At 57.3% G+C, this 27000-nt stretch carries 21 protein-coding genes and 1 pseudogene; 14 read left to right on the top strand and 8 right to left on the bottom strand.

The genetic code is table 11. The features are described 5' to 3' along the window. Positions 1-18: 18 nt before the first annotated feature. The 5 genes from pepN to RUE5091_RS02355 all read left to right on the top strand — a co-directional run bounded on the left by pepN (position 19) and on the right by RUE5091_RS02355 (position 6514). Positions 19-2571 carry an aminopeptidase N gene (pepN, locus tag RUE5091_RS02375; RefSeq protein ID WP_058280378.1) on the top strand — a complete coding sequence of 851 codons (2553 nt, stop codon included), beginning with the start codon at positions 19-21 and terminating at the stop codon, positions 2569-2571. Beyond that, positions 2568-2996 carry a hypothetical protein gene (locus tag RUE5091_RS02370; protein ID WP_058280255.1) on the top strand — a complete coding sequence of 143 codons (429 nt, stop codon included), beginning with the start codon at positions 2568-2570 and terminating at the stop codon, positions 2994-2996. Before pepN ends, RUE5091_RS02370 begins: the two co-directional genes overlap by 4 nt. 132 nt (positions 2997-3128) lie before the next feature. Then, entirely contained in the window at positions 3129-4388 is a 1260-nt protein-coding gene (locus tag RUE5091_RS02365; RefSeq protein WP_058280254.1) for a hypothetical protein, read from the top strand. A 70-nt stretch (positions 4389-4458) separates the two neighbouring features. Further along, positions 4459-5970, top strand: coding sequence for an Asp-tRNA(Asn)/Glu-tRNA(Gln) amidotransferase subunit GatB (gene gatB / locus RUE5091_RS02360; RefSeq protein WP_058280253.1), 1512 nt, complete (start codon positions 4459-4461; stop codon positions 5968-5970). Between the two features lie 136 nt (positions 5971-6106). Continuing rightward, the gene (locus RUE5091_RS02355; RefSeq protein WP_058280377.1) at positions 6107-6514 is read left to right on the top strand and encodes a DUF4177 domain-containing protein; all 408 of its coding nucleotides are present in this window, start codon (positions 6107-6109) and stop codon (positions 6512-6514) included. A gap of 461 nt (positions 6515-6975) precedes the next feature. Here RUE5091_RS02355 and RUE5091_RS02345 read toward each other — a convergent pair whose 3' ends face one another. Beyond that, positions 6976-7230: a BolA family protein gene (locus RUE5091_RS02345; RefSeq protein ID WP_058280251.1), complete on the bottom strand. Its 255-nt coding sequence runs from the start codon at positions 7228-7230 to the stop codon at positions 6976-6978. Between the two features lie 107 nt (positions 7231-7337). On the opposite strand from RUE5091_RS02345, the gene RUE5091_RS02340 reads away from it, so the two are divergent. After that, the gene (locus RUE5091_RS02340; protein ID WP_058280250.1) at positions 7338-7961 is read left to right on the top strand and encodes a J domain-containing protein; all 624 of its coding nucleotides are present in this window, start codon (positions 7338-7340) and stop codon (positions 7959-7961) included. A 6-nt stretch (positions 7962-7967) separates the two neighbouring features. Here the strand turns inward: RUE5091_RS02340 and RUE5091_RS02335 are convergent, their stop codons facing one another. After that, a complete protein-coding gene (locus RUE5091_RS02335; protein WP_058280249.1) occupies positions 7968-8852 on the bottom strand; it encodes a Hint domain-containing protein in 885 nt (294 codons plus the stop codon). Between the two features lie 387 nt (positions 8853-9239). On the opposite strand from RUE5091_RS02335, the gene cobS reads away from it, so the two are divergent. From cobS to RUE5091_RS02300, 7 genes and pseudogenes are all read left to right on the top strand, one after another. Beyond that, positions 9240-10226, top strand: a complete 987-nt coding sequence (gene cobS / locus RUE5091_RS02330) for a cobaltochelatase subunit CobS (RefSeq protein WP_058280248.1) — start codon at positions 9240-9242, stop codon at positions 10224-10226. A 6-nt stretch (positions 10227-10232) separates the two neighbouring features. Further along, positions 10233-10667 (top strand): annotated as a pseudogene (locus tag RUE5091_RS23835) (glycosyltransferase family 25 protein); the annotation flags it as partial. 279 nt (positions 10668-10946) lie between these two features. Next, a complete protein-coding gene (locus RUE5091_RS23495; RefSeq protein ID WP_243470695.1) occupies positions 10947-11720 on the top strand; it encodes a hypothetical protein in 774 nt (257 codons plus the stop codon). 127 nt (positions 11721-11847) lie between these two features. Continuing rightward, entirely contained in the window at positions 11848-12567 is a 720-nt protein-coding gene (locus RUE5091_RS02315; protein ID WP_058280245.1) for a sulfotransferase family 2 domain-containing protein, read from the top strand. Positions 12568-12711: 144 nt separating this feature from the next. Beyond that, the gene (cobT, locus tag RUE5091_RS02310) at positions 12712-14589 is read left to right on the top strand and encodes a cobaltochelatase subunit CobT (RefSeq protein WP_058280376.1); all 1878 of its coding nucleotides are present in this window, start codon (positions 12712-12714) and stop codon (positions 14587-14589) included. Positions 14590-14663: 74 nt separating this feature from the next. Further along, positions 14664-16445, top strand: a complete 1782-nt coding sequence (locus tag RUE5091_RS02305; protein ID WP_058280244.1) for an aminopeptidase P family protein — start codon at positions 14664-14666, stop codon at positions 16443-16445. 60 nt (positions 16446-16505) lie between these two features. After that, positions 16506-16847, top strand: coding sequence for a DUF427 domain-containing protein (locus RUE5091_RS02300; RefSeq protein ID WP_058280243.1), 342 nt, complete (start codon positions 16506-16508; stop codon positions 16845-16847). Positions 16848-16949: 102 nt separating this feature from the next. Here RUE5091_RS02300 and RUE5091_RS02295 read toward each other — a convergent pair whose 3' ends face one another. Then, entirely contained in the window at positions 16950-17894 is a 945-nt protein-coding gene (locus tag RUE5091_RS02295; RefSeq protein WP_082643524.1) for an ornithine cyclodeaminase family protein, read from the bottom strand. A 226-nt stretch (positions 17895-18120) separates the two neighbouring features. Here RUE5091_RS02295 and RUE5091_RS02290 point away from each other — a divergent pair, with 226 nt between their 5' ends. Then, entirely contained in the window at positions 18121-19485 is a 1365-nt protein-coding gene (locus tag RUE5091_RS02290; protein WP_058280242.1) for a DUF3179 domain-containing protein, read from the top strand. Here the strand turns inward: RUE5091_RS02290 and RUE5091_RS02285 are convergent. The 5 genes from RUE5091_RS02285 to ftsZ form a co-directional block, all read right to left on the bottom strand. Continuing rightward, a complete protein-coding gene (locus RUE5091_RS02285; protein ID WP_058280241.1) occupies positions 19482-21167 on the bottom strand; it encodes a chloride channel protein in 1686 nt (561 codons plus the stop codon). The genes RUE5091_RS02290 and RUE5091_RS02285 overlap by 4 nt on opposite strands. A gap of 100 nt (positions 21168-21267) precedes the next feature. After that, positions 21268-22917, bottom strand: coding sequence for a DNA repair protein RecN (recN, locus tag RUE5091_RS02280; protein ID WP_058280240.1), 1650 nt, complete (start codon positions 22915-22917; stop codon positions 21268-21270). Positions 22918-22952: 35 nt separating this feature from the next. Then, complete coding sequence (locus RUE5091_RS02275; protein ID WP_058280239.1) at positions 22953-23795, bottom strand: outer membrane protein assembly factor BamD; 843 nt, start codon at positions 23793-23795, stop codon at positions 22953-22955. A gap of 127 nt (positions 23796-23922) precedes the next feature. Then, positions 23923-24843: a UDP-3-O-acyl-N-acetylglucosamine deacetylase gene (gene lpxC, locus RUE5091_RS02270; protein WP_082643523.1), complete on the bottom strand. Its 921-nt coding sequence runs from the start codon at positions 24841-24843 to the stop codon at positions 23923-23925. Between the two features lie 213 nt (positions 24844-25056). Then, a complete protein-coding gene (gene ftsZ, locus RUE5091_RS02265) occupies positions 25057-26679 on the bottom strand; it encodes a cell division protein FtsZ (RefSeq protein ID WP_058280237.1) in 1623 nt (540 codons plus the stop codon). Positions 26680-27000 lie beyond the last annotated feature (321 nt).

Here is a 27000-nt window from a genome sequence, read left to right as displayed (position 1 = left end):
ACCGATATGAGGCCCCCGATGCGTGACGCTGCCCCAACCACGATCTATCTGAAAGATTACACTCCATTTGGCTATCTTGTGGACAGCGTGCATTTGACCTTTGATCTGGCCGAACATACCACTCATGTCACCTCGCGTATCGCGTTCCGCCCCAACCCCGATGCGAGGGATCGTACGTTTTTTCTGCATGGCGAAGACCTGACCTTGATCCGGGCGGTTATTGACGGAGTCGAAGTCACCCCCAATGTCACCGAGAAAGGCCTGACGGTTGACGTACCCGATGCCCCCTTTATCTGGGAGGCCGTCGTCGAGATCGACCCGGGCAACAACACTGCGCTTGAGGGCCTATATATGTCGAACGGCATGTATTGCACTCAGTGCGAGGCTGAAGGCTTCCGCAAGATCACCTACTACCCTGACCGGCCAGACGTGATGTCCGTGTTCACCGTGCGCATCAACGGTGATTTGCCGGTGCTGCTGTCCAACGGCAATCCCTCGGGCAAAGGTGAAGGCTGGGCTGAATGGATCGACCCCTGGCCCAAACCCGCCTATCTGTTTGCGTTGGTCGCAGGCGACCTGATCGCTCATCCCGGTCAGTTTACCACAATGTCGGGTCGTGACGTGGACCTGAACCTCTGGGTGCGCTCCGGAGACGAAGGCAAATGCGCCTTTGGGATGGAAGCGCTGAAGAAGTCGATGAAATGGGACGAAGACGTCTATGGCCGTGAATACGATCTGGATGTGTTCAATATCGTGGCCGTCGATGACTTCAACATGGGCGCGATGGAGAACAAGGGGTTGAACATCTTCAACTCCTCGGCCGTACTTGCCAGCCCCGAAACCTCGACCGACGCCAATTTCGAGCGGATCGAGGCGATCATCGCGCACGAATACTTCCACAACTGGACCGGCAACCGCATCACCTGCCGCGACTGGTTCCAGCTGTGTCTCAAAGAAGGCCTGACCGTGTTCCGCGATGCGCAGTTTACGTCCGATATGCGTTCGGCCCCGGTGAAACGTATCCACGATGCCATCGACCTGCGCGCGCGGCAGTTCCCTGAGGATAACGGGCCTCTGTCACACCCCGTTCGCCCTGAAAGTTTTCAAGAGATCAACAACTTCTACACTTCCACCGTCTATGAGAAAGGTGCCGAATTGATCGGTATGCTCAAGCGTCTGGTAGGGAACGGTGCCTATGCGCAGGCGCTGGACCTCTATTTCGACCGCCATGACGGGCAGGCCTGCACCATCGAAGACTGGATCAAGGTGTTCGAGGATACGACAGGCCGTGATTTGACCCAGTTCAAACGGTGGTACAGCCAGTCCGGAACACCGCGCGTTACAGTTGGCGAAGACTGGCAGGATGGCACCTATACCTTGACCCTGTCGCAACGTACCGAGCCAACACCCGGCCAGTCCGAGAAGCTGCCTCAGGTGATCCCTGTCGCCGCAGGCCTGTTGGGCCCGAACGGCGACGAGGTGCGCGCAACCGAGGTGCTGGAATTGACTGAAGCCGAACAGAGCTTTACCTTCACCGGACTGGCGGCCAAACCTGTGGCCTCGATCCTGCGCGATTTCTCGGCCCCGGTCATTCTAGAACATGACCACACGGATGCCGAACGCGCGTTCCTGCTGGCCCACGACACCGATCCGTTCAATCGCTGGCAGGCGGGGCGGTCGCTTGCGCAAGATACGCTGATGTGCATGATCCGCGAAGATGCAGCGCCGGGCACGGACTATCTGGATGGAATGCTGGCCGTGTTGCGTGACGGCGATCTGGACCCAGACTACCGCTCTTTGATGTTGGGACTGCCAACGCAATCCGAACTGGCTGCAGCCTTGTTTGAAAGCGGTGAAATACCGGATCCGATGGCGATATGGACCTCCGTGGAAACCCTGCGCCAAGCAACCGCACAGCATGTGCAGGACCTGCTGCCAAGGCTGCACAGCGAAACACTGATCGACGCGCCGTTCAGCCCCGATGCTGATCAGGCCGGCAAGCGGGCGCTTGGTGGCGCAGTACTGTACTTGACTTCGCGGCTGGATGGCGGTGCCAAAGCGGCCGAGGAATACGCCGCAGCTGACAACATGACCCGCCAACTGACCGCCCTATCTTGCCTGTTGCGGGCGGGTACAGGCCAGACGGAACTGGCGGATTTCTACACGCAGTGGCAGCACGACCGGCTGGTGGTCGATAAATGGTTCGGCCTGCAGGTGACCACAGCCTCCCCCGAAGCGACTGCAGACACTGCGCGCGATCTGACTGAGCATACTGATTTCAATTGGAAAAACCCAAACCGATTCCGAGCCGTCATGGGCGCACTGGCGATGAATCACGCCGGGTTCCATCGTGCGGACGGTGCCGGGTACGCGGTGCTAGCCGATTGGCTGATCCGGCTGGACCCGGTTAACCCTCAGACCACCGCCAGGATGTGTTCCGCCTTCCAGACCTGGAAACGCTATGACGCCGACCGTCAGGACCTGATGAAGGCTCAGCTAACGCGCATCGCGGACACCCCTAACCTGTCGCGGGATACAACGGAAATGGTGTCTCGCATCCTCGGCGCATGACCCCGTTTACCTTCAAACGCCTCAACAGGACCTCACGCGCCGTCGTGATCGTGATGTGCGTCTACGCGGGGCTGATCGCGTTGGTGATCCTGTTCGATGCGGCGTGGTGGCTGGTCGGGTTGCTCAGCCTGCCCACCCTGCCCGCCCTTTGGGACATCGCACAGGGCACGCAGGCTGGACTCACTCTGGATCGCGATGTGATACGATGGTTTTCCGGCAAGCGTGAGGCCGAGGTTGTTTTGGCTGACATTGACCATGTCCGACTCGACACACGCTGGGATTTTTCGGTGCGCACGTCGCTGGTTCTGACCACAGGCAAGAGGATTCGGTTGCCGGATGAGGCCACACCGCCCCACAAGACATTTGAGACAGCACTGCAGCAGGCTGGGTTGCGGGTCGAACGGCACCATTTCACCGTTTTTTGAAACAATCACCAGCGGAAGAGATAATTCACGCCAACCCGCCACCCAATACCCCCCCTAAAGCTTGAATTTGAGGTAATTTTCGGACAAACTTTAAAGCCAAGCTGCCTATATGTTTCGGTTACGAGTGTTACCATGTTTCGGTTTTTCAGGGCACGTCAGGCCCGTTCACCTTTGTCATCCCGTCATTGCACGCAGAACATGCGCGCCAACGACTTTGCCGTCCCAGCGGCACTGCCGGACAAAGGGCAACTGAATATCCCTGTGGCAAGCATGCTGGCGGAAGATCTGATCGCTTGGAACACCATTGAAGAAGGTCGCACGCTAGCCAGACAGGATCGCTGGGCTGAATTGTCCAAAAAGATGCGCGCCGCTGACCAAGATCGCAAAACCGCGCCCGATGGGACACCGATTGCAGATTTACTGGCTTTTGGTGCGCGCTCGGACGTTGTGCTGGCCGCGGAACACGCGCTGACAGACGGCAACGCGCTGTGCGAATATGACTTGCTGGGCGGCATCTCAGAGCTCGAAGACGAAATGCGTGAGTATCCGGATGATCCGATGATCACTCTGGTCGTGGCCTTAGCGCATATCGACCTGGCCTGGGCGTGGCGCGGGATTGCAACGGATGCAACCCTGCCCCCGCTTCACCAGTCACGCTGTGCCGCGCATTTCGACCGGGCTGCGGACCTTTTGCCGACATGCCGCGCCGCGCTGCCAGACAGCCCGATTGTCGCAGCCGCAAGTTGCGCCCTGCTGGCGGGTCAACGGAAAACCAACCAGCGCGTCGCCGAAGAATACGAACATCTGATCACGTTAGACCCGCACAATCAGCGACATATGCGGGCGATGGGTACACATCTGCTGCCACGTTGGTTCGGCAGCTATGAAAAACTAGAGGTTCAGGCGCTGCGCAACGCGGCACGAACTGCCGACATCTGGGGCGCCGGCGGCTACACTTGGGTCCAGTTTGACGCTATCGCTTTGGACGAAGAGGCCTGCGCCCGGCTGGATGTTGAGTATTTCCTGGAAGGTTTTCACGACATTCTGCATCGTCGCCCTGATCAGCAGACCGTCAACATGCTGTCTGCCTATTGCGCTATCACGATTCAGAACGGTCAAGGCCTGAACGAAAAGGCCGATCTTGTGCGCTCGCAAATTCACGAGGCCGCAAACGGGCTGATCCGCGACCACATGACCGAGCTGCATCCGCTTATCTGGGCGCATGCCGCGAACGGGTTCAACAACTCGGTCCGCATCAATTCGGCCGAGCGGTTTGCGGCCCGTGGTAAGCGCGATGCTTTGCTTGCTATCCGCAATCTGTTCCGCGAGGAATTGCACAACGGAATGGACGTGACCTTTACGCCGTCGGGCCTGCGCCTGTCGCAGCACTGATTCCCCCTTGCCCCTCGTCCCTGCCGGGCCTAATACGCAGGCTTAGACTTCTGCGGAAATGAGGCGCGCCATGCTCGACCTGACATACGAAATGCCCAAACCCAAAACCATTGCCGGGGCCAAGCACGATTGGGAACTGGTGATCGGGATGGAGGTGCACGCTCAGGTCTCGTCCAATGCCAAGCTGTTTTCCGGCGCGTCGACCCAATTCGGGGCCGAGCCGAATTCGAACGTGGCTTTTGTGGACGCGGCAATGCCGGGAATGCTGCCGGTCATCAACGAATACTGCGTGGAACAAGCGGTACGCACCGGGCTGGGCCTGAAGGCGGATATCAACCTGAAATCGGCCTTTGACCGCAAGAACTATTTCTACCCTGACCTGCCGCAGGGCTATCAGATTTCCCAGCTGTACCATCCCATCGTGGGCGAAGGTGAAGTGTTGGTTGAAATGGGTGACGGCACCGCGCGCAATGTGCGGATCGAACGCATCCATATGGAGCAGGACGCCGGTAAGTCGATCCACGATATGGACCCGCATATGTCCTTCGTCGATCTGAACCGGACCGGTGTTTGTCTGATGGAGATCGTGTCGCGTCCCGATATTCGCGGACCCGAAGAAGCGGCTGCCTATATCGTCAAACTGCGTCAGATCCTGCGGTATCTGGGCACCTGCGATGGCAACATGCAGAACGGCAACCTGCGGGCGGACGTGAACGTCTCGATCTGTTTGCCGGGGGCGTACGAAAAGTATCAGGAAACGCAGGATTTCTCGCATCTGGGCACCCGTTGCGAGATCAAGAACATGAACTCGATGCGCTTTATCCAGCAAGCGATCGAGGTTGAAGCCCGCCGTCAGATTGCCATCGTCGAAGGCGGCGGCAAAGTCGATCAGGAAACCCGCCTGTATGACCCAGACAAGGGCGAGACCCGCTCGATGCGGTCCAAGGAGGAGGCGCATGATTACCGTTACTTCCCCGACCCCGATCTGCTGCCGCTGGAGATCGAGCAGGCATGGGTGGACGAAATTGCTGCCAAACTGCCTGAACTGCCCGACGACAAAAAGGCGCGGTTTATCAGCGAGTTTGGCCTGACCGACTATGACGCGTCCGTGCTGACCGCCGAGGTGGAATCTGCCGCCTATTTTGAAGAAGTCGCCAAGGGCCGTAACGGCAAGCTGGCCGCGAACTGGGTCATCAACGAACTATTCGGTCGGCTTAAGAAAGAAGACCACGACATCACGGAATCGCCCGTGTCTCCGGCGCAATTGGGTGGGATCATCGACCTGATCGCTTCGGAAGCGATCTCGGGCAAGATCGCCAAGGACCTGTTCGAGGTCGTCTATACCGAAGGCGGCGATCCGGCGCAGATCGTGGAAGAGCGCGGCATGAAACAGGTGACCGACACCGGCGCGATTGAAACCGCACTTGATGAGATCATCGCCGCCAACCCAGCACAGGTTGAAAAGGCCAAGGTGAACCCGAAACTGGCGGGCTGGTTCGTCGGTCAGGTGATGAAAGCCACGGGCGGCAAGGCCAACCCCAAGGCGGTGAACGAATTGGTCGGCAAAAAGCTGGGCTCGTAAGGCGCTTAAGTTTTCGAAAAACGTCGGGGTTTGCATAAACCCTGCCGTTTTTCTTTCCGCTACGTCCATGCGATGATGACTTTCCCAAAATCACCAACATGTTAGATTGCCGGAACCCGGCAACCAGGAAAATCCGATGCAGCGCTACGAATACAAAGTTGTCCCAGCTCCGCAAAAAGGCACCAAGGCCAAGGGCGTCAAATCCGCCGAAGGCCGGTTCGCTGCTTCCGTGGAACAGGTACTGAACGAGATGGGGCAAGACGGCTGGGAATATCGGCGCGCCGAATTGCTGCCCAGCGAGGAACGCGCAGGCCTGACTGGATCGACAGTGAACTGGCGCAATGTGTTGGTGTTTCGCCGTGAATTAGAAGACTCAAAAACTCTGGCACCAGTAGAAACGACAGACACTGTTGCGGTGGCGCGATCGGTTCCTGGGCCAGGTAACGTTGTGGCACCCGCACCGATTTCGGAAGAGGCCAAAGAGCCGCCACTGTTTCTGAGACACCCTGAACAAGAAGACACTGAAAACCCCGAAAAGGCGTGATCCCGTTTGTTCCAATACAACAAGCGCAGATTGAAGCCTATTTTAGCCTAACTCAGCTTAACATTTGGTCAATTCGTCATGAATTTGCCGAAGGTGCGCATCACCCTGAGCGGTTCCCGAGATGAGACAAGGGTCATTCCACTCATTCCAGAAAGTGAAATCCGCACGTCCAAACCTGACATTGCTTTCCACAACAAACTATCTTTGAGTGGCTGTGCCGAACAGCCGTTCGATTTTCGATTTGACACCCTAAATATCCAACTCGTCGAATTCCAGAGAAAGGCGCCCGCTTCTAGGTTTCAGTATTCTGACAGCCATTTGTACTGACTTTCATCGGCGGCGTCGAAACCTTTAGTTTCTGCAGCAATCGAATTGTCGGGAATAGCGGTCCCCAAACACAGTATTTTCATGCCCACACCCAGCAGGGAAAAATGCGGCCTCAATGGGCGATTAAGACTCTCTCATGTTCCAATATCCAGCGCCAGCGCATGAATGCGCGGTACGATATCGCCCAACGCCTTATGCACCGAGCGGTGGCGGGCGACGCGGGACTGGCCCTCGAACGCGCTGGCGCGAATGCGGACGTTGAAATGACTTTCGCCGCCGTCCTGATACCCGGCGTGGCCACGATGGCTTTCGCTGTCGTCGATTACCTCCAGCTCGCGCGGATTGAACGCGGCCTCAAGGCGCTTATGGATTTCGTCGGTCACGCTCATTTTTTCGCTCAGCGGCAAAAAATTTACCGCCCCCCTCTTCTACTTTCGGCTGCTTAGACTAAACTGCTGCCTCCGAGTCGAAAAGATGCGTTCTTGAGGATCAGAGCATGGTGAAGTCAGACCCCTTCGGATTCGATATGTCCGTTTCCAACGCCAAGAAAAAGAACCCGCGTGGGCGCCGGGGCATGTCGGGTGCGTCTGAAACCTCGACGCGTATCTGCGATCACGAGGGTTGCGAAGAGGCCGGTAAGTTCCGTGCGCCCAAGGCGCCGGATGTATTGGACGACTTCTTCTGGTTCTGCCAACAGCACGTCCGCGAATACAACAACAAGTGGAACTTTTTCGACGGCACGACCGAGGCCGAACTGAACGCGCAACGTTCCAAGGACAAAGTGTGGGAGCGCGAGACCAAGCCGATGGGCGACCCCGAGGCGCGCGCCTGGGCTCGTCTGGGCATCGAGGACCCGCATCAGGTTCTGGGCGAGAACGCCACCAAGAACCCCGGCCGCGCCAATTCCGGCGGCCGCCGCCTGCCGCCCACCGAACGTCGTGCTATCGAGATTCTTGAAGCACAGGACAGCTGGTCCAAGGCCGAGGTGCGCAAGGCATATAAAAAGCTGATCAAGGTACTGCACCCGGACATGAACGGTGGTGATCGGTCCCAAGAGGAACAGCTGCAAGAGGTTGTCTGGGCCTGGGATCAGATCAAGGACAGCCGGAACTTCAAGTAGGCTCCGCTACGCCGGAAATATGCCCCGCAGTGCCTGCGCTTCGGGGCGTTTCAAGCAGCGCAGTTTGGTTTTTCGTACCCGCGCGCCATCACTGAGATCGGGAAAAAGCACGCGCAATTCGTCAACATCTGCGCGACTAAAAGAGCCTAATGCCCGACCACCAATAAACAGGCTCTCACTTTGCAGACCATGCGATGTCAAAATGGCATGTTCTTCGCAAGCGATGTGAAAATAAGTAACGGGTTCATCCGCACCAATCTGACGGATCGTGTGATCATTAACCAGATGAATCGCGGCAGAAAAGACCATCTGCTCACCAAACAGCAACTCGGCCCGCCAGCCTTCAATCACAATCCGATGTTGCGGGGACACGTATAGATCGCAGTCAGGCAAACCTTTGCCCAGCGCATCGCACTGAATCAGGACAGGTCGGAATTTCGGTTGAAGGCGTAATGTTTGCGCGCTGAGTGTTCGTTTTCCGATCCATACTATCGGCAATGTTTCTCCATTGGATACGCATACCCTGTCGCCAACCGCCAATTCTTCGACCGGTCGCGGCCCAGAGTCGGTGTCGATTAGTGTACCGGCTACAAAACACGGGGGATCAGTCGGATCCAGGTCGTCTTCGGTGATTTTCCAGTTACCGGTGCTCATCGGCCCCGTGGGATCGTCCGTATCCCAAGCGTAAATTTGCCCACCGATCTGAATGAATTCGCCGGACTCGCCGTTACTAAGCCTGGTACCCTGCCCAAGGTAAGTATAGGGCTGAAACGTCACACCCCCGTCAAAGGAAATCGTTTGCCCATCAACAATTGCTGGCAGTGTCGTGTTTTGAACGACCAGGTCACCATTGGCAGTGTTGACCGTGTGAAGAAGAACACTAAACGCCATTGCATACACCTATTGCGTCAATAGTAACCGAAACAGGCACGCCCCTGCGCGAAAAGCGGCTAAGCACCCTTTCGCAATTACTTTTGTTTTTCAAAAGACCCTCACACACTGGAACAATCAAACTGACCCCGTGTGCACAGTCTACAAGATTTAAATTTAACCCAATTTAAATATTATGATGTTTACACCTGACTGAGTAAAATTCTTCCCCGTATGCACCAGAGTTACGCTCGAATATTCCTTGGCACGCACCGATAAGGCCAGTTTCGAAGAAACATCCTCTCAGCCTTCGTCTTGCGCCTCTTTCCCTTGCCCTTCCTGTCAATATGTTGCACCACACACTGGTTCAAACCCGGCAAGACGGGCCAAAGGATAAGGACAAGGCGAATGGCTGACGGATCGATTGATATCAACGCAAAACCCACCGAAGAAATCTCGGTTCGGGACGTTTTCGGCATTGATACAGACATGGCGGTCAAAGGCTTTGCAGAGCGCAGTGACCGGGTTCCGGCGATCGACCCGACCTACAAATTTGACCCCGAAACCACACTGGCGATTCTTGCAGGCTTTTCCCATAACCGCCGGGTGATGATTCAGGGCTACCACGGTACTGGTAAATCGACCCATATCGAACAGGTTGCCGCCCGCCTGAACTGGCCCGCAGTGCGTGTGAACTTGGACAGCCATATCAGCCGGATCGACCTGATCGGCAAGGACGCGATCAAACTGCGCGACGGCAAGCAGGTCACTGAATTCCACGAAGGCATCCTGCCATGGGCCCTACGCAACCCTGTTGCCATTGTGTTCGACGAATACGATGCAGGACGCGCTGACGTAATGTTCGTGATCCAGCGCGTACTGGAACATGACGGCAAGCTGACCCTGCTGGACCAGAACGAAATCATCACGCCGAACCCGAATTTCCGCCTGTTCGCCACAGCAAACACCGTGGGTCTTGGTGACACCACTGGCCTCTATCACGGCACGCAGCAGATCAACCAGGCGCAGATGGACCGCTGGTCACTGGTCTCGACCCTGAATTACCTGAGCCATGATGCCGAGACGATGATCGTGCTGTCCAAGGCACCGCATTACAACACCGAAAAGGGCCGCAAGACCGTCAGCCAGATGGTGACCGTCGCCGACCTGACCCGGACCGCCTTCATGAATGGTGATTTGTCCACCGTGATGAGCCCGCGAACCGTGATCAACTGGGCCCAGAACGCCGAGATTTTCCGCGATGTGGGCTATGCTTTCCGCCTGTCCTTCCTGAACAAATGTGACGAACTGGAACGTCAGACCGTGGCCGAGTTCTATCAGCGTTGCTTTGATGAGGAACTGCCGGAAAGTGCCGCAAGCGTAAGCCTGGGGTAAGCGATCGTGAGGGCAGGCTCTCAATCAGATATCGCCGAAGGATTGGGGGCTTTTGAAGGCATTGTAACAAAAGTCATCGTGCTTAGCCTGCCCGATGCCACCGAGCGGCGAGAACGTCTGCCACAGCATCTTGCCGAGTTTGGTATATCCGCGTTCGAATGGCATGACGCTTTCAGCCCAGATCACCCAAAGGTTCAGGCCTTGCAGGAGCAGGGGCTGGTCGCCTCCTTTCCACCTTGCTTTCGCTGCGGGCAGAAATGTTGCGACTGCGAAAATAACGTTTTGATCCCTTCGCAGGTTGCCAATTTCGCCAGCCATCTGGATATTTGGGAATCGATCAGCCAGTCCGGTCAACGTACGTTGGTCATAGAGGATGACGTCTTTTTCCACCCTTGGACAAACCGGGTCGTCCACCGGCTTAGGAAGAAAATTCAAAACGGTAGTATCGCCTTTGACGCACAAACCTCAATGCTTTTGAGAATGGGGTGGGCCAAATCGCGAGATCATAGTGCATTTCGACTCTTTCGTGTGAAACACAAGGATCGATTGTCGAATCCCTGCTATGCGCTGACGCCTGCATTTGCCCGGTTGTTGCTTGACCGTTTCACACGGGTCGAAACGACTTCTGACATCTTCATGCACAAACAGGTTGCTGATGAAAGCAACTCTTGGACAGTATTCCCTCCGATTGCGTCCGAACTGTCTTGGTCGGATGGGTCAGTGGATTCTCAAATCCACCCCAAAAAAAATCGCCTGGCGTTTCTTGCCGCGCATAACCGGGTGGACGAGCACACCGAACATGAGCAGCGGCTGAGACGTCACGTCCAACGCATGTTTAGTCGTCCAATTCTGTGCGTAGGGCACCCAAGAACCGGCACAGGATACGTCGCAGAGCTTTGCACGAAGTCCGGCCTGGACATAGGGCATGAGACCGATGGTGCGGATGGTATCAGTTCTTGGATGTTTGCCGTCGACGCTGACGAAAACCCATGGGCGCTGGATCCTATCGCACGCACTCGTAGGGCATTGCACTGGCGTATCCTGATACAAACAGTGCGCGATCCAGCTACGGCGATACCTTCCATCATGCGCGAAAACGAACATGCCCCGGCGTCCTATTCCTTCCGCCGCGACCACATAAAAAGCGAAACTGGAATTGATTTGGACGACTTCAACACCGAGGCTGAGCGCGCAATCGCATCATTGTGCCTATGGGCGCAAATCATACGAGAGCAAAAGCCAGATTTTGTTTTTCGTATCGAGCACGACAGCGAAGCGCTGATTGATTTTCTTCACGACACAGGCTTTGACGTCCACAAGGAAAAGCTGGATTTGGAACCGGTAAACGCCGAAAAACTGTACAAGGGCGTCCACTACGAAAAACCAAAAGTCGCAGACACGGATTGGGGTAAAATCGGTCCAGTTCCGAAAAAGCTTCTGCAAGAATACTGCACACTGTACGGCTACACTATTCCGGCTGGTGCAACGAAGTAGACGAAAATGACCAATCCCTGCAGCAATACTACTGAGTTGATGTTCAAGACTCTGATTGACGTGAATCAACGCTATGTTGACGTAGAATTGTCAGAAAAAGCCCCGAGCGTTTTTCAGGAGTAGTTGCGTGCATTTTGCAAAGCAAAAATGCGTGTTCATCCACGTACCGAAGACCGGGGGAAACTTTTTTACACGTTGTTTCCTTCGATTTTCAGACGACGCCATCGTCGTCAAAGGTCATCAGGACGGCACCGATCGGTTTGAGCTGAGCGGTGATGCGACCAAGTCCAAGCATCAGACACTCACGGACTACAACACACTAATTGGTCCAGCCTTTGCCGACTATACCGCCTATGCCTTTGCCCGCCCTCCGGTCGAGCGGATGATTTCTCTTTATTATTCACCCCATCGCTGGATGCGCGCAAAGGAAGATGGCGGCTTTGATCTCGATGCCCGGGATGAGCCTATTGACCCCGAACAGTTTGAGGCGCTTGTCTCGTCGAACAAATCCATCTCAGAATTGCTGGACGCCGAAAATATTTCCGGCAGGCTGTTGATCAACAAGAGTGCTCGGCATGTATCCGGAGCGCGTGTCTCGTTGTTGGACTTTGCCGATCTGCAAAAGGGGTTAAAGAAATTCGCGCGCGTAAATGATTTCGACCTGTCCGACATGCCCGCCAAACGCGTGAATTCAAGCGCCGTCACTGACCCAATGACACTTAACGCCGGGCAATTAAATATGTTGACGGATATCGTTCTGAATTCACATCACGGCCAGGATCAGCGGTTTTTTAGCTCCGGTGGGCTTCGGGGTGCAATGGACAATATTGCGGGATGGTTCAGATAAGACAGCGCGTCCTGCAATGAAACCTCAGCCAGGGTTTTGCTTTACGCATCATTCTGGTTTCATGCGAATTCGGGGTTGGCCCTATGGTCAAGACCTTGGATTGGCACTAGGTTGCCGGGACAGAACAAGACCGGACTGCCGCTGATGAGCAAACCTAACGACAACCCCGCCGATCCGTTCAAGAAGGCTTTGGCCGAGGCCACCAAAGTAATGGCCGATGATCGCGAGCTGAACGTTACCTACACTGTCGACCCATCCGGCATTTCGGGCGAGTCGATGCGTTTGCCGCAAGTCAGCCGCCGGATGATCCGCGAAGAGGTTTTGCTGGCGCGGGGTACGGCGGATGCTCTGGCATTGCAGCGCAAATACCACGACGACGCGACCCACGCGCGCTATGCCCCACCGGGGGATTTGGCGCGTGATTTGTATGAGGCCATGGAAACGGCCCGATGCGAGGCAATGGGCGCGCGGGATATGCCCGGCACAGCCTCTAACATCGACGTCAAGATTGGTCACGAGGCGCTGCGGCGCGGTTACGATCAATGTACGCAACCCGCCGATACGCCACTGCCGGTGGCCGCGGGGTACCTGATACGGCACCTTGCCACCGGGCGCGATCTACCTCCGGCGGCTGCAAACGTCATGAACCTGTGGCGTGGATTTATCGAAGAGCAGGCCGGTGGAGCGCTTGAAAATCTTGATGACGTTCTGTCGGATCAGACGGAATTCGCCAAGTTTGCCCGTCAGATGATCAAGGATTTGGGCTACGGCGACCAGCTGGGCGACGACCCCGATGAACTGGACGACGAACAGGAAGATCAGGCCGAAGAAAACGCCGAGGAACAGCAAGACCCGGACAGCACCGGGCAGGATGATCAGGACGAACAGGACGCCGACGCCTCTCCTGAACAAACGCAGGAAGAACAGCAGGACCAATCTCAGGCGCAGGTCTCGATGGACGAGATGGCAGAGGATGAGATGGGCGATGAGGCAGAGATGCCCGAAGGTGAGGCTCCGCTGGAACCCCCTGCCCCCCAACCTGCATCCGAGGCTGATCCGGACTACAAGGTCTATCTGAACACGTACGATGAAGAGATCGCCGCCGAGGATTTGGCCGAACCGGCCGAACTGGAACGGCTGCGGGCTTACTTGGATCAGCAGTTGGAGCCGCTGAAAGGTGCCGTCAGCCGGTTGGCCAACAAGTTGCAGCGCCGCCTGCAAGCGCAACAGAACCGCAGCTGGGAGTTCGACCGCGAGGAAGGCATTTTGGATGCCGGTCGTCTGGCGCGTGTTGTAGCGAACCCGACCACGCCGCTGAGCTTCAAGGTCGAGAAGGACACCGAATTCCGCGACACGGTGGTGACGCTACTGTTGGACAATTCGGGCTCGATGCGCGGACGTCCAATTTCCATCGCCGCGATCTGCGCGGATGTTCTGGCCCGGACGCTGGAACGCTGCAATGTGAAGGTCGAGATTCTGGGCTTTACCACCCGCGCCTGGAAAGGCGGTCAGGCGCGCGAGGCATGGCTGAACGATGGCCGCCCGCAACAGCCCGGACGTCTAAACGACCTGCGTCACATTATCTACAAAGGCGCAGATGCCCCATGGCGGCGCGCGCGACCAAATCTGGGCCTGATGATGAAAGAGGGCCTGCTAAAGGAAAACATCGACGGTGAAGCGCTGGAATGGGCACACCGCCGGATGCTGGCCCGGCGTGAGGCACGCAAAATCCTGATGGTGATTTCGGATGGCGCGCCGGTCGACGATTCAACACTCAGCGTTAACCCCGCGAATTATCTGGAAAAACACCTGCGCGATGTGATCGCCATGGTGGAGAAACGCAAAGCTGTGGAACTATTGGCTATCGGCATCGGTCACGATGTAACGCGTTACTATGACCGCGCAGTGACGATCACCGATGTTGAACAACTGGCAGGCGCGATGACCGAGCAACTGGCGGCCTTGTTCGACAGTGATCCACGCGCACGTGCTCGGGTGATGGGCATGAAAAGGGCCAGCTGAGACTGGCCTTGCCTCACGCCAAAGTTTTTTCCAAAAAGAACAAGGGGTGCGACCCCAATTGGGAGAGGTTTGTGATGTTTCAGTCCTTTGAAGTGACCGCGCGCCCGGAACAGGGACCGCCCCGGCTGGCTGCTCTGCGGGACGAGATTTCGAACGAAGGGTTGAACGGGTTTCTGATCCCACGCGCAGACGCGCATCAGGGCGAATACGTGGCCCCTCGGGACGAGAGGTTGGCGTGGTTGACGGGCTTCACTGGTTCAGCAGGGTTTTGCGCTGTGCTGTCAGATGTAGCAGGGGTCTTCGTCGATGGCCGCTATCGCACGCAGGTCAAGGCCCAGGTCGCTTCTGAATTCACTCCGGTCCCGTGGCCCGAGGTCAGTCTGAGCGCCTGGCTGCAGGAACATCTTCCCAATGGCGGCAAGGTTGGCTTTGATCCGTGGCTGCACGCAGCAGGTCAGATCGCAAGCGTGCAGAAAGACCTGGCCAACAGCGGTATCGAACTGGTGCGCTGTGACAATCTGGTAGATCGCGTGTGGGCAGATCAGCCCGCCGCCCCGATGAACCCGGTCAAGGCCCATCCGATTGAGTTTGCAGGTGAAACCGCAGACAGCAAAATCACCCGCCTGGCCGAAGCCCTGCACGAGGCTGATTGCACAGCTGCGGTGATCACTTTGCCGGATTCAATTATGTGGCTTCTGAACATTCGCGGCTCGGATATCGGGTACAACCCGGTGGCGCATGGCTTTGCCATTTTGCATGACGATGGTCAGGTGAATCTGTTTATGGCCCGGGAAAAACTGTCGGTACCATTGGGGGATCAGGTTTCGATCCACGCCCCCGAGGCATTTCTGAACGCCGCCGCTACGCTTGAGGAGAAGGTTCAGGTTGATCTTGGAACGCTGCCGCAGGCCGTAGCGGACGTATTGCAAGACCAGATGGTAGATGGCGGCGATCCCTGTGCCCTGCCCAAGGCCTGCAAGAACGCGGCCGAAATAGCAGGCAGCGCTGAGGCACATCTTCGCGACGCGGTGGCGGTAATCGAAACCTTGTGCTGGCTGGATAAGCAGGTACTGGGCACCCTGACCGAAACGCAGGTGGTGACGCGTCTTGAAGAGAACCGGCGCAAGGACAACGCGCTGCAGGACATCTCGTTCGATACAATCGCTGGCACTGGTCCAAACGGCGCGATCATGCATTACCGCGTGACCGAAGAAACCGACTGCCGCCTTGAAGACGGTCATATTCTGGTTCTGGACAGTGGAGGGCAGTATCTGGACGGCACCACAGACATCACCCGCACCATCGCCATCGGTGAAGTTGGCGATGAGGAAAAAGCGTGCTTTACCCGTGTGTTGAAGGGCATGATTAACCTGTCAATGCTGCGCTGGCCCGTTGGGCTGGCCGGGCGTGACATCGAATGTATCGCTCGGGCTCCGCTGTGGGTCGCGGGCCAGGACTTTAACCACGGCGTCGGGCACGGCGTCGGTGCTTACCTGAGCGTCCACGAAGGGCCCCAGCGCCTATCCAAAGTCAGCCATGTGCCTTTGCAACCGGGTATGATCCTATCCAACGAACCGGGCTATTACCGCGAGGGCGCGTTTGGCATCCGCATCGAAAATCTGGTGGTCGTGCAAGAGGCCCCGGCCCTGCCCGGCGGTGACGCGGAACGCGCCATGCTGAACTGGCGAACGCTGACCTATGTCCCGATCGACAGACGGCTGATCGTGACAGACATGTTGACGTCGGCAGAACGTGACTGGCTGAACACCTATCACCACGACGTTACGGAAAAATTGCGCGCAAGGCTGGGCGATGACGCGCAACTGTGGTTGGATGCCGCAACCGCGCCGATCTGACATCGACCTGTCATGCAAACAGGGCAGAGGAGAGGTGCAAAACAGGACGAGGGAAGAAATATGGTTGAGATCACGATCCGTAAAGCTCCGGGCAAATGGAGCGTCCGTTCCGGTGGTGCCGTTCTGGGCGAAAGCACTGGCGCGCTGGAACTGGCCGAAGGTGATCTGACCCCGGTAATCTATTTCCCTCGCACTGACATCGCGATGGCCTTTCTGGACAGCACCGACAAAGTCACCCATTGCCCGCACAAAGGGAATGCCTCGCATTTCTCGATCGTCAACAAATCCTCGGTGACCGAAAACGCCGCGTGGAGCTATGAAAACCCCGTCCCCGCCATGGCCGAGATCAAGGGCTATGTGGCGTTTTACCCGGTCGAGTCCGTAAAGGTTGAGCAGATTTAACAAAGGAAGGAGCGGTCCTCACCACCCTTCTAAACGGTGTTTTGCCTAGGCCGCTTTGTGCAAAAAGCGGCTGCAAGACGTCCTGACCGGCCTGCAAGAAATCTACGATCCTCTGTCAGAGGCGCGGCGAACTGCAAGGACTGCAGCAGCGTAGTCGCCCAAGGAGATTCCTCGAAAAGCAAAGGCAGCTGGTTTCTCGATTTCAGAACTGTCGATTTGCCCTGCAACCAGTTCCATCAGATCACCAGTTACACTCTGGTAAGGCAACATTGGCTTTTCGCTTTCGCGTTCCTGCGTTCGATCATCGACAATCACAGTTTCGAACGCAGGCATGCCCTCTGGCTTCCATGGTATGCACGCGTCCGTTATGGCTGCGAAAGCCGTGGGCTTCAGCCATCGGGCATCCAGAAAAGGCACGATGGAATAATCCAGCGTAATGGATGTCACAACAAGGTCGGCCTCCCGCAAAACGTCTCTGGCCTCGGTGCTTGTTTCGGCCTCCAGCCCCAGGCCTTGTGCAAGCTCACACAGCTTGTCGACATTCGCTTTACCGCGCCCGAATACGCGAACCCGCTTTAGCGGGAAGGCTTCGGCAAAGGCAGCAAGATGCGAACGAGCCTGAACGCCAGTACCAATAAATCCAACCGTTTCGGAATCTGGGTCGGCAAGTCGACGTGCGGCCACCGTAGAAAGGGCCGCCGTTCGGATTGCCGTGATCCAATTCGCATCCAAGACAGCGCGCAGAATTCCTGTTTGCGAATCCAAGACCATGATTGCGCCATTAATCGAGGGAAGCCCCCTCTCAGGGTTCTTGGGGCACACAGTCACCTGTTTCGTCACGATGAACCCATCATCCCCAACGGCCAGAGTTGACATCGCATAACGTCCGTCACCGGGCAGGATGGCTGTCTTGGGTGCCGCGTAGAAGTTTCCTTTTGCTTTGGCCATCAAGGTGTCCTCGATGGCATCCGCGACTTCGTAAGGTTGGATACCCAATTCTTCGAGGTCATTGTCAGACAGATAGACCAGTGCCTTTTCGGACATCATGTAGCTGCCTCCCTATTCTGGTAACTAGCGTTCCGAAAGTGGTCGAAATCGTAGCTAGTCTCGTATGCTTGGCCAAAGTTCGCAAGAACCGCAGAAGGTTCAAAAGGTTCATTACTCAGCTTGAACGGCAGGCATCGCACCGGTCTCATACGCTGCTCACGCACCTGTTGCATGCAAGTGATCAACGCGCAGGGCACACTGGACATGGATACCATCGGAGGATGCCATGTCGATCACTCGCCGCAGCTTCACTGGAATGCTGGTCGCCGCCGCGTTACCCAGCACTCTTTCAGCGCAGCAAGACCCCGTGTTTGAAGCCGTCAGGTCCAGCTTATACGGCAGCAGAACTGAATTCGAACAGGGCATGGCCTTTCTGGTGCAGCGCGGCAACCCGGATGTGGTCCCAGCGCTTCTGACCGGGCTGCGATATGGACAACGGCGCAGGGATGAGATCGCAAAGACCATGCAAACCCTGACTGGTCAGAACATCGGCACCGATTGGTTTGACTGGATGTTGTGGCAGGAAAAGAACCCGCAAGTGGTCCCCCACCCCTCGTTAATCCCGTTCAAGCGCGAGGTTCTGCTGGGCATTGACTCGAATTTCGACGATTTCCTGCGCCCGGAATATCTGCAGCGCGACAAGATGAAAATTCGGCTGGAGGAGATCACATGGGGAGGTGTGTACAAAGACGGCATCCCGTCCCTCGACAATCCCACACTGATCCCGGCATCAGGTGCCAGTTATCTGAAGGATGATGATCTGGTCTTTGGTGTCTCGATCAACGGGGATGAGCGTGCTTATCCGCTGCGGATCATGGGATGGCATGAGATGTTCAACGAGGTGATCGGCGGCGTCCCGGTGGCGCTGGCCTATTGTACGCTGTGCGGGTCAGGTATCCTGTTCGAAACGCAAGTGGCAGGACGGCGAAAACCGCTGGTCTTTGGCTCATCTGGCTTCCTGTATCGGTCCAACAAGCTGATGTTTGATCGCGAGACTCATTCGCTGTGGAACCAATACACCGGAAAGCCGGTCGTTGGTCCATTGGTCAACAGTGGGATCGAGCTGAAACAGCGCCCGGTGGTCATCACCACATGGGCAAGCTGGAAGACTTCGCATCCCGATAGCCGCGTTCTATCCCTAAACACCGGCCACCGGCGCAACTATGGCTCGGGCGTGGTGTATCGCGACTATTTCGCCTCCTCCGAACTGATGTTTCCAGCGCTGGTCGATCAATCCGCACATCAGCAGAAAGATTATGTCTTCGCTATCCGCCAGTTCGGTGCTGCGCGGGCATGGCCTTTGGATGCGTTTACCAGAACGCGTGTGATAAATGACGCGATTTCCAACCGGCCACTGGTTCTGATCGGCAATTCCGATAAGCGTGCCGTGCGGGCTTATGAGCGCAAATCGCACAGGTTCACCGTGTCAGACGGAGGTCTAGTAGATCAGGCGGGTCAGAAATGGACCATAACCGAAGAGGTTCTGATCGGACCGGACGGGACACAGCTGCCGCGAGTTGCCGGGCACATCTCTTACTGGTTTGCCTGGGACAATTATCTGGGTGACGCGGGTACGGTGTATGGCGGTTAGGAATGCTCCTCGGCGGCCGTAGCCGCCAGCGCACGGTTATAGGCCTTCAGCGCGTCGATATGAAAAAGCGCGCCGACCGGAGATTCGTTGCCATCGTCATCCGTCACGACGACCGGAATACAGGGGATGTCGTCATGATCGAAATAGGGCATCGCGGCCTCTAACGTGGCACTGGCTTGCACGCATAGCCCCTGTTCAATCAGCTCCTGCGCCTTTTCTTTGGTGATCGAGCGCGGCTCACCGATCGGACGCATCACTGCTCCGGTGCGTAGCATCGCCAACAGATAGGCCTGCGGCCCGGCGGCAAGATGGACATCGCGCCGTTCCAACTGTGTCAGGAAGAACGACCGATCCACAAGGCGCGAGGCCAATGCCGTGGACATCGAAACCGAGACCATCACAGCAAGCCCGATCTGCCAGTCGCCGGTCAATTCAAACACGATCATCGTGGTAGAAATCGGTGCGCCCAACACCGCGGCTGCCACGGCCCCCATTCCAGCAAAGGCATAGAGTGTATGGGTCCCAGAAACGTCCGGCAGCAGCCCGGTGGCGATCAAGCCAAAGGCCAAGCCTGTCAGTGCGCCGATCATCAACGAAGGCGAAAACACACCGCCGCCCATACGCCCGCCCATGGTGATGGCCAGCGCAACCGTTTTGATCACGGCAAACAGGATCGCGACCGTCAGGGTCAGGTCGCCGGTCAGGGCGCGGATCGTTGTCTCGTACCCGACCCCGATGATATGAGGGAACCAGATCGCCAGCAGGCCCAACATTGCACCGGAAACAGCGGGTCGCAGCCAACGTGGCAGCGACAAGCGGTTTTGGATGTGACTGCCAATATCCTCGGCGAAGAAGATCGAGCGCATTAACAACAAAGACACCAGCCCGCAGATCAGGCCTAGTATCAGAAAGGCGGGCAATTCCACGTAGAATTGTAGCGATCCGGGTGTGTCCAGAACGAACTCTGTCACGTCGCCATATTCCAGCCGGTTGATCACAGTACCCGCAACCGAGGCGATGACGATGGGCGCAAAAGCGTGCACTGCAAAGTGGCGTAGCACCACCTCAAGCGCGAACAACGCGCCCGCGATGGGTGAGTTGAAGCTGGCCGACACCGCCGCTGCCACGGCGCAACCCAACAGGTCGCGACCGGTGATACCATCCGCATGGATCCTGTCGCTGACCCAGGTCGAGATTACTCCTGCCATATGCACAACCGGACCTTCACGACCCGACGACCCACCTGTGCTGAGCGTGATCAACGAAGCAAAGAACGAAGCGATCCCGGCCTTCCCCTCGACCCGACCATTGGTCAGCGCTGCGCCTTCGATTACATCCGCGACCGAGCGAACACGCCCGTCATCAGTAAACCTGTGCAGGATAACGCCAACGATCAGCCCACCAATGATCGGCGTGATCAAAATCAGGAACCAAGGCAGTTTCTCGGCATGGCTATGCAGCAGTGAAACATCGTCTGTATCGTAGACATAAGCCTGCAACGCGCGGATTACTTTGCGAAATCCCAGCGCCATGAACCCGGCCGCAATCCCGATCGCCAAGGCGATGAACCAGAACTGAATCTGACTGGGCCCACGCCGCAACATTACTCGCCACGCGTCTTTCATCGCGGCCAGAGCCTGATTGAGCTGGTTACGCAGAACGGTGCGGGTTGTTTGGGTCATTGGCTCTCGGGGATCAAGGTTTGTTCCTTAGTAAGCCACCGAGCCGCTTGATAATAGTGAGATCGCGACGGTGTGAAAAGCAGAAAGCGGCAGATTTACCTCAGGCGTCCAAAAGGGCGCGAGCGGCGGCTCGCGCCTCATCCGTGATGATGTCTCCGGCGACCATCCGGGCAATCTCGTCCACGCGGTCAGGATCGGCCAGGGGAATGACCGTCGACAAGGTCTGCCCATCGGTCACCTGTTTTTGCACCCGCCAGTGATGCGCCGCGCGGGCGGCTACCTGGGGCGAATGCGTCACCACCAGAACCTGCCCACCCTGCGCCAGAGACGCCAGACGGCGTCCAACCGCATCAGCCGTGGCCCCGCCAACGCCTCGGTCGATTTCATCAAAGATCATGGTCCGGGCGCTGTCGTCGCCGGTCAGACACACCTTGAGCGCAAGCAAGAACCGGCTGAGTTCCCCGCCCGAAGCGATCTTGTTCAGCGGACCAGAGGGTGCACCCGGGTTGGTGGCGACGGTGAAAGCCACGGCATCGGCCCCCTCAGGGCCGGGATCAGCGGCGGTGATTTCGGTCTGAAACACTGCACGCTCCATTTTTAGCGGCGCGAGTTCGGCCATCACAGCGGCATCCAATTGCCCGGCGGCCTGCTGGCGCGCAGCGCTGAGTGCGGCCGCGGCTTTATCATAGGCCGCCCGCGCGGCCTCAACCGCAGCACGCTGGTCCGCCAGATCGGCGTCGCCTGCTTCCAAACGGTTCAAGCGGTCGCGCAGTGTATCGGCAAAGATGCCCAAATCGTCCGGCGCCACATCATGCTTGCGGGCCAGTGCGCGGATCGCAAACAGGCGTTCCTCGGCAGCCTCAAGCTCTGCCGGGTTGAAATCCAAAGCCTGAAGGCAGGCATTCACCCCGTCCTGTGCCTCACCTAATTCGATCAAGGCACGCCCCAATGTGGCAATCGGGCCCTCAAGCTGCCCCCCCGCGTTGTCGCAGACGCCTTCCAACCAACGCACGGCATCTGACATCGCACCCTCGGCCCCATCGCTGCCCAGCAGATCAAACGCGCGGGCGACATCGTCGCGAATACGTTCGGCCCCCTGCATCATGCGTCGACGAGCGTCCAGTTCGGCATCCTCACCCGCCTGCGGGTCCAGCTTGTCTAATTCGGCAACAGCGTGGCGCAGGAATTCCTCTTCGGCGCGCATGGCGGCAAGTGCCGCCTCGGTTTCGGTCAAAGCCTTCCGCGCACGGGACATATCCGTCCAAGCGGTGCGCACCGCTGATAGATGACCCGCTGCCCCCGCATAATCATCCAACATCGCCCGGTGCCCGCGCGGGTTCAGCAATCCGCGGTCATCATGTTGGCCGTGTAGTTCAATCAAAGTCTCTGACAGCGCGCGCAAAACCTCGCCCGAGCAACGTCGGTCGTTGACCCAGGCTGTCTTGCGCCCCTCGGCCGTGTTGACGCGCCGTAGGATCAGTTCCTCGCCACCAGGTAGGCCGGCCTCGGCCAGAACCGCATGTGCGGGGTGTCCTTCAGGCAGTTCGAACTCGGCCACGACCTCACCTTGCGCGGCACCCTGCCGGACCAGTTCGGCCCGCCCACGCCAACCCAAAACAAAGCCCAGTGAATCCAATAAGATGGACTTTCCCGCACCGGTCTCTCCAGTCAACGCGTTCAGGCCCGGCTGAAACGTCAGTTCCAGCCGGTCAATGATCAGCATGTCGCGGATATCAAGGGCGCGCAGCATCGGGTCTTAGCGTCCCACGCCTGTAGCCATGGCGATTACAACCACTCACCTTTGATCGTCTGACGGTAAATCTGGCTCAACCAGTTATTGCCGCGGCTCTTCAGGTCCAACCCGCGCGAAGTCAGCAGGGAATAGCCTGCGTCATACCATTCCGACGATTGATAGTTGTACCCCAGAATGGCACCGGCTGACTGCGCCTCATCCACCAGACCAAGGGACAGGTAGGCCTCAATCAGACGATAAAGCGCTTCGGCGGTATGAGTCGTGGTCTGGAAATCCTCGACCACAACACGGAATCGGTTGATGGCCGCGGTATAGTGATCCTGACGCAGGTAATAGCGTCCGATCTCCATTTCCTTGCCAGCCAGGTGGTCGAATGCAAGATCAAACTTCAATACCGCCGACGTGGCGTATTCGCTGTCAGGATAAACCTCGATCACCGTACGCAAGGATTGCAGCGCCTGGAAGGTCAGTCCCTGATCGCGACCAACTTCGTCAATCTGGTCATAGTAGCTGAGCGCCAGAAGATACTGGGCATAGGCCGCATCTTCATCCGCCGGGTAAAAGTCGATATAGCGCTGCGCTGCGGCCCGGCTTTCTTCGTAGTTTTTATCCGTATGGAACGAGAACGCCTGCATGATCAGTGCCCGTTTCGCCCAGTCGGAATAGGGATACAGACGCTCGACTTCTGAAAAGTACCACGCCGCATCATCCGAGCGATTCTGTGACAGCTCAAATTCGCCGCGCGTGTAAATCTGTTCAGGCGTAAAGCCTTCCAGATTCTGATTGCGGTCTGCTCCTTTGCCGCTGCACGCCGTCAAAACTGCTGTCAGAAGTATCGCGCCTGCGAATCTGACTGCCGCTTTGGTGCCAACCATTCCGCCTATCCTTGTCGTATTGCTTATCGGGGCAAGCCCCGGATTGGCCCTTGGTCTAGCATATATAATTCCGGGGCAAAACGTCTTAGTACACCTGCTGACGGAATTGTCGGCGGACTTGATCCAATCAGGCAACTTCCGGAATTTCGTTCCAAACAAGACCCTGGCCCGGCAGACGCGCAGCCTGTTCCGGGGTACACAGCACCGGACGTACAGCGCCGGGTGTTTCAAACAACTTACGCAGCAAGGTATTCGTCATCGCATGGCCGGATTTGTCACCGGTAAAGTGACCAAAAATCGGGCCGCCAGCCAAATACAGATCGCCCAAAGCGTCCAGCATCTTATGACGTACCGCTTCATCTGCGTGGCGGAAACCGCCCGGGGTCAGCACTTCGTCACCCTGAACGACTACTGCATTCTCCAGCGTTCCACCTAGGGCCAGACCGTTTTCGCGCATCGCTTCGACATCAGTGCGGCGGCAGAACGTGCGGCAATCGCTAAGTTCGCGCGCGAACGAGCCGTTGCGCATGTCCAGCGTTTTAGCCTGGCTTCCAATAGCGCTGTCTTCGAAATCAATGTGGAAATCGATGATAAGACCATCCGCGGGCGCGATTGACGCGCTGGCACCTTCGCGCGTGGCAGTGACGGGCTTGAGAACTTCGAACGCAAGAACAGGGCTGGCCTGACGACGTACACCCTTGGCCATGATACCGCGCACAAAATCAATCGAGGAACCGTCCATGATCGGAACTTCGGGGCCATCAATCTCGATCAGGGCATTGTGTACACCACATCCTGCCAGCGCAGCCATGATATGCTCAACGGTCGATACCGAAACATCTGCATCATTCACCAGACGGGTGCAGAGCGGTGTCCGCTCGACCACATCATAGATCGCTGGGATCAGCGCGTTGCCAAGCTCGATATCCGTACGTTTGAACCAGATGCCATGACCGGCGGCCGCCGGTTTCAACACCATCGTCGCAGGCTTACCGCTGTGCAGCCCGACGCCTGTAAACGTGATCGGAGATTTGAGCGTATGTTGCAAGGTGAACCTCGGTGAGTGGTTTCCGGCCTTTACGGTCCGTGTTGGACACTCACCTAAGGAAGCAAGCGTCAAGGCTCAACTCACTCTTTATAACCGATTGAAACATGAATGTAACAGATCGGCAAAACCCTGCTTACATGCCCTTAAAGCCGTGTATTTAAAAAGAAAAGGACCGCCAAATGGCGGTCCCAATTCGTTAATTTGTTACCGTAATCAGTTCGCCTGGCGACGCAGGAAGGCCGGAATTTCAATGCGGTCCTGTTCGGGGTCTGCCTCATCATGTGCAGGTGCCGTAGCGTCAGCTTGGCGCATCGGAGGTTGCTGGCGCACTGGCTGGGCCGGTGTGTCAGCGGCGTGACCGGTCATCCGGTCGATCAGGCGGTTAAAGCCAAACCGGGGGCGATCCTGCTCATCCGCCTGCGGTGCAGGGGCCGGTTGCGGTGGCTGTTGACGCGCTGCAGCTTGGGCGCGTTCGGACGCTGGGATATTCTGAACCGCGGCCTGCAGACGTTGCATCGCTTCTGGTGACGGTGTGCCAGCTGCGGGCTGCGGTTGCGGTGCAACAAAGCTTTCCGGGGCGGGCTCGACCGGTTCTGGCGTCGGCTCGAACTCAGCCACACGTGGTTGGTAAGCCGGCGGTGGCAAGCCGTCATCGTCCCGCTCAACCCGAGGCTGAAACTGCGGTTGCGCAGGCTCTTCTGTCGTTTCGAACAGAGACGGCTCCCGGTTCACTTCCGACTGCGGAGCAGCTTCTGCTACTTCGGTCATATCGGCTGGGACCTCTTCTTGCTGCGCATCTTCCGCAGAAACGGTGCGGGTCAGCGGCTCGGACATCGAGCGGCGCGCAACGGGAACGTCGACAGGTTTTTCGCTGGCGTCGATACCAGTGGCCACAACCGACACACGCATACCGCCTTCCATCGCGGTATCCAGGGTCGAACCGACGATGATATTGGCCTCAGGATCCACTTCCTCACGAATGCGGTTGGCGGCTTCGTCCAGTTCGAATAGGGTCAGGTCGTGCGAGCCGGTGATGTTGATCAGCACGCCCTTGGCACCCTTGAGGCTGATTTCGTCCAGCAGCGGGTTGGCAATTGCCTTCTCGGCGGCCTGAACCGCGCGGTCTTCGCCAGTGGCTTCGCCCGTGCCCATCATCGCCTTGCCCATCTCGTCCATCACGGCGCGAACATCAGCAAAGTCGAGGTTGATCAAGCCCGGACGGACCATCAGGTCTGTCACACCCTTAACGCCCTGATACAGAACGTCATCAGCCATTGAGAACGCCTCGGTAAACGTGGTCTTTTCGTTGGCCAGTCGGAACAGGTTCTGGTTCGGAATGATGATCAGCGTGTCGACAACCCGTTGCAGCGCCTCAACGCCGTCTTCGGCCTGACGCATCCGCTTGGCGCCTTCGAACTGGAAGGGTTTGGTGACAACGCCAACTGTCAGGACGCCCAATTCCCGTGCGGCCTGCGCGATGATCGGTGCGGCACCCGTACCGGTACCGCCACCCATTCCAGCCGTGATGAAACACATATGTGCACCGGCCAGGTGATCAACAATCTGCTCAATGCTTTCTTCGGCTGCCGCAGCACCTACGGTCGGACGGGCTCCTGCCCCCAGACCTTCGGTCACTTTCACGCCCAGTTGCACCCGCGCCGAGGACTGGCTTTGCTGCAGCGCCTGCGCGTCTGTGTTAGCGACGACAAAATCAACGCCGTCCAGCTGTTTCTCAATCATGTTGTTGACAGCGTTACCGCCCGCACCACCAACGCCAAATACTGTAATCCGAGGCTTCAGTTCGTCGTGCCCGGGCATCGAAAGATTCAATGTCATGCTCTGTCCGCCTGTTTTATTGACCCGCCAAAGCGGTGTTTTTCTTACCTATCCGCCAACAATCCTACCGATCGAAACGGCAAACGTCACGCCAAAAATCGCCGAATCCCACAAAATATGGAGGAATTAAGGCAGCTGACTGCGGTATTTCGCATTCATTGCCAGATGTTGCGGAATGAACTCAATCCACCACAAAGCAAGCGACACTTGCGCCGTGGCCAACATGCACGTCACTTGAGAGAATCACTGATTTCAGATGCGGAAAACTGCTCAGGTCCTGCCGCGGGGCCTCTAACGGGCCTTGTGGATATCTTGCGGGAT

Source organism: Ruegeria denitrificans (assembly GCF_001458295.1).
GTDB classification, from domain to species: Bacteria; Pseudomonadota; Alphaproteobacteria; order Rhodobacterales; family Rhodobacteraceae; genus Ruegeria; species Ruegeria denitrificans.
This window is presented reverse-complemented; position numbering and strand designations above follow the sequence as displayed.

Excerpts from the sequence above, each read along its gene's own strand:
- RUE5091_RS02340 (WP_058280250.1), top strand. The coding sequence starts at position 7,338 with ATGGTGAAGTCAGACCCCTTCGGATTCGATATGTCCGTTTCCAACGCC.
- RUE5091_RS02370 (WP_058280255.1), top strand. The coding sequence starts at position 2,568 with ATGACCCCGTTTACCTTCAAACGCCTCAACAGGACCTCACGCGCCGTC.
- RUE5091_RS02300 (WP_058280243.1), top strand. The coding sequence starts at position 16,506 with ATGGTTGAGATCACGATCCGTAAAGCTCCGGGCAAATGGAGCGTCCGT.
- ftsZ (WP_058280237.1), bottom strand. The coding sequence starts at position 26,679 with ATGACATTGAATCTTTCGATGCCCGGGCACGACGAACTGAAGCCTCGG.
- pepN (WP_058280378.1), top strand. The coding sequence starts at position 19 with ATGCGTGACGCTGCCCCAACCACGATCTATCTGAAAGATTACACTCCA.
- RUE5091_RS02295 (WP_082643524.1), bottom strand. The coding sequence starts at position 17,894 with ATGATGTCCGAAAAGGCACTGGTCTATCTGTCTGACAATGACCTCGAA.
- cobT (WP_058280376.1), top strand. The coding sequence starts at position 12,712 with ATGAGCAAACCTAACGACAACCCCGCCGATCCGTTCAAGAAGGCTTTG.
- RUE5091_RS02275 (WP_058280239.1), bottom strand. The coding sequence starts at position 23,795 with ATGGTTGGCACCAAAGCGGCAGTCAGATTCGCAGGCGCGATACTTCTG.
- gatB (WP_058280253.1), top strand. The coding sequence starts at position 4,459 with ATGCTCGACCTGACATACGAAATGCCCAAACCCAAAACCATTGCCGGG.
- RUE5091_RS02285 (WP_058280241.1), bottom strand. The coding sequence starts at position 21,167 with ATGACCCAAACAACCCGCACCGTTCTGCGTAACCAGCTCAATCAGGCT.
- RUE5091_RS02365 (WP_058280254.1), top strand. The coding sequence starts at position 3,129 with ATGTTTCGGTTTTTCAGGGCACGTCAGGCCCGTTCACCTTTGTCATCC.
- RUE5091_RS02335 (WP_058280249.1), bottom strand. The coding sequence starts at position 8,852 with ATGGCGTTTAGTGTTCTTCTTCACACGGTCAACACTGCCAATGGTGAC.
- RUE5091_RS02345 (WP_058280251.1), bottom strand. The coding sequence starts at position 7,230 with ATGAGCGTGACCGACGAAATCCATAAGCGCCTTGAGGCCGCGTTCAAT.
- RUE5091_RS02355 (WP_058280377.1), top strand. The coding sequence starts at position 6,107 with ATGCAGCGCTACGAATACAAAGTTGTCCCAGCTCCGCAAAAAGGCACC.
- RUE5091_RS02305 (WP_058280244.1), top strand. The coding sequence starts at position 14,664 with ATGTTTCAGTCCTTTGAAGTGACCGCGCGCCCGGAACAGGGACCGCCC.
- RUE5091_RS02290 (WP_058280242.1), top strand. The coding sequence starts at position 18,121 with ATGTCGATCACTCGCCGCAGCTTCACTGGAATGCTGGTCGCCGCCGCG.
- cobS (WP_058280248.1), top strand. The coding sequence starts at position 9,240 with ATGGCTGACGGATCGATTGATATCAACGCAAAACCCACCGAAGAAATC.
- recN (WP_058280240.1), bottom strand. The coding sequence starts at position 22,917 with ATGCTGCGCGCCCTTGATATCCGCGACATGCTGATCATTGACCGGCTG.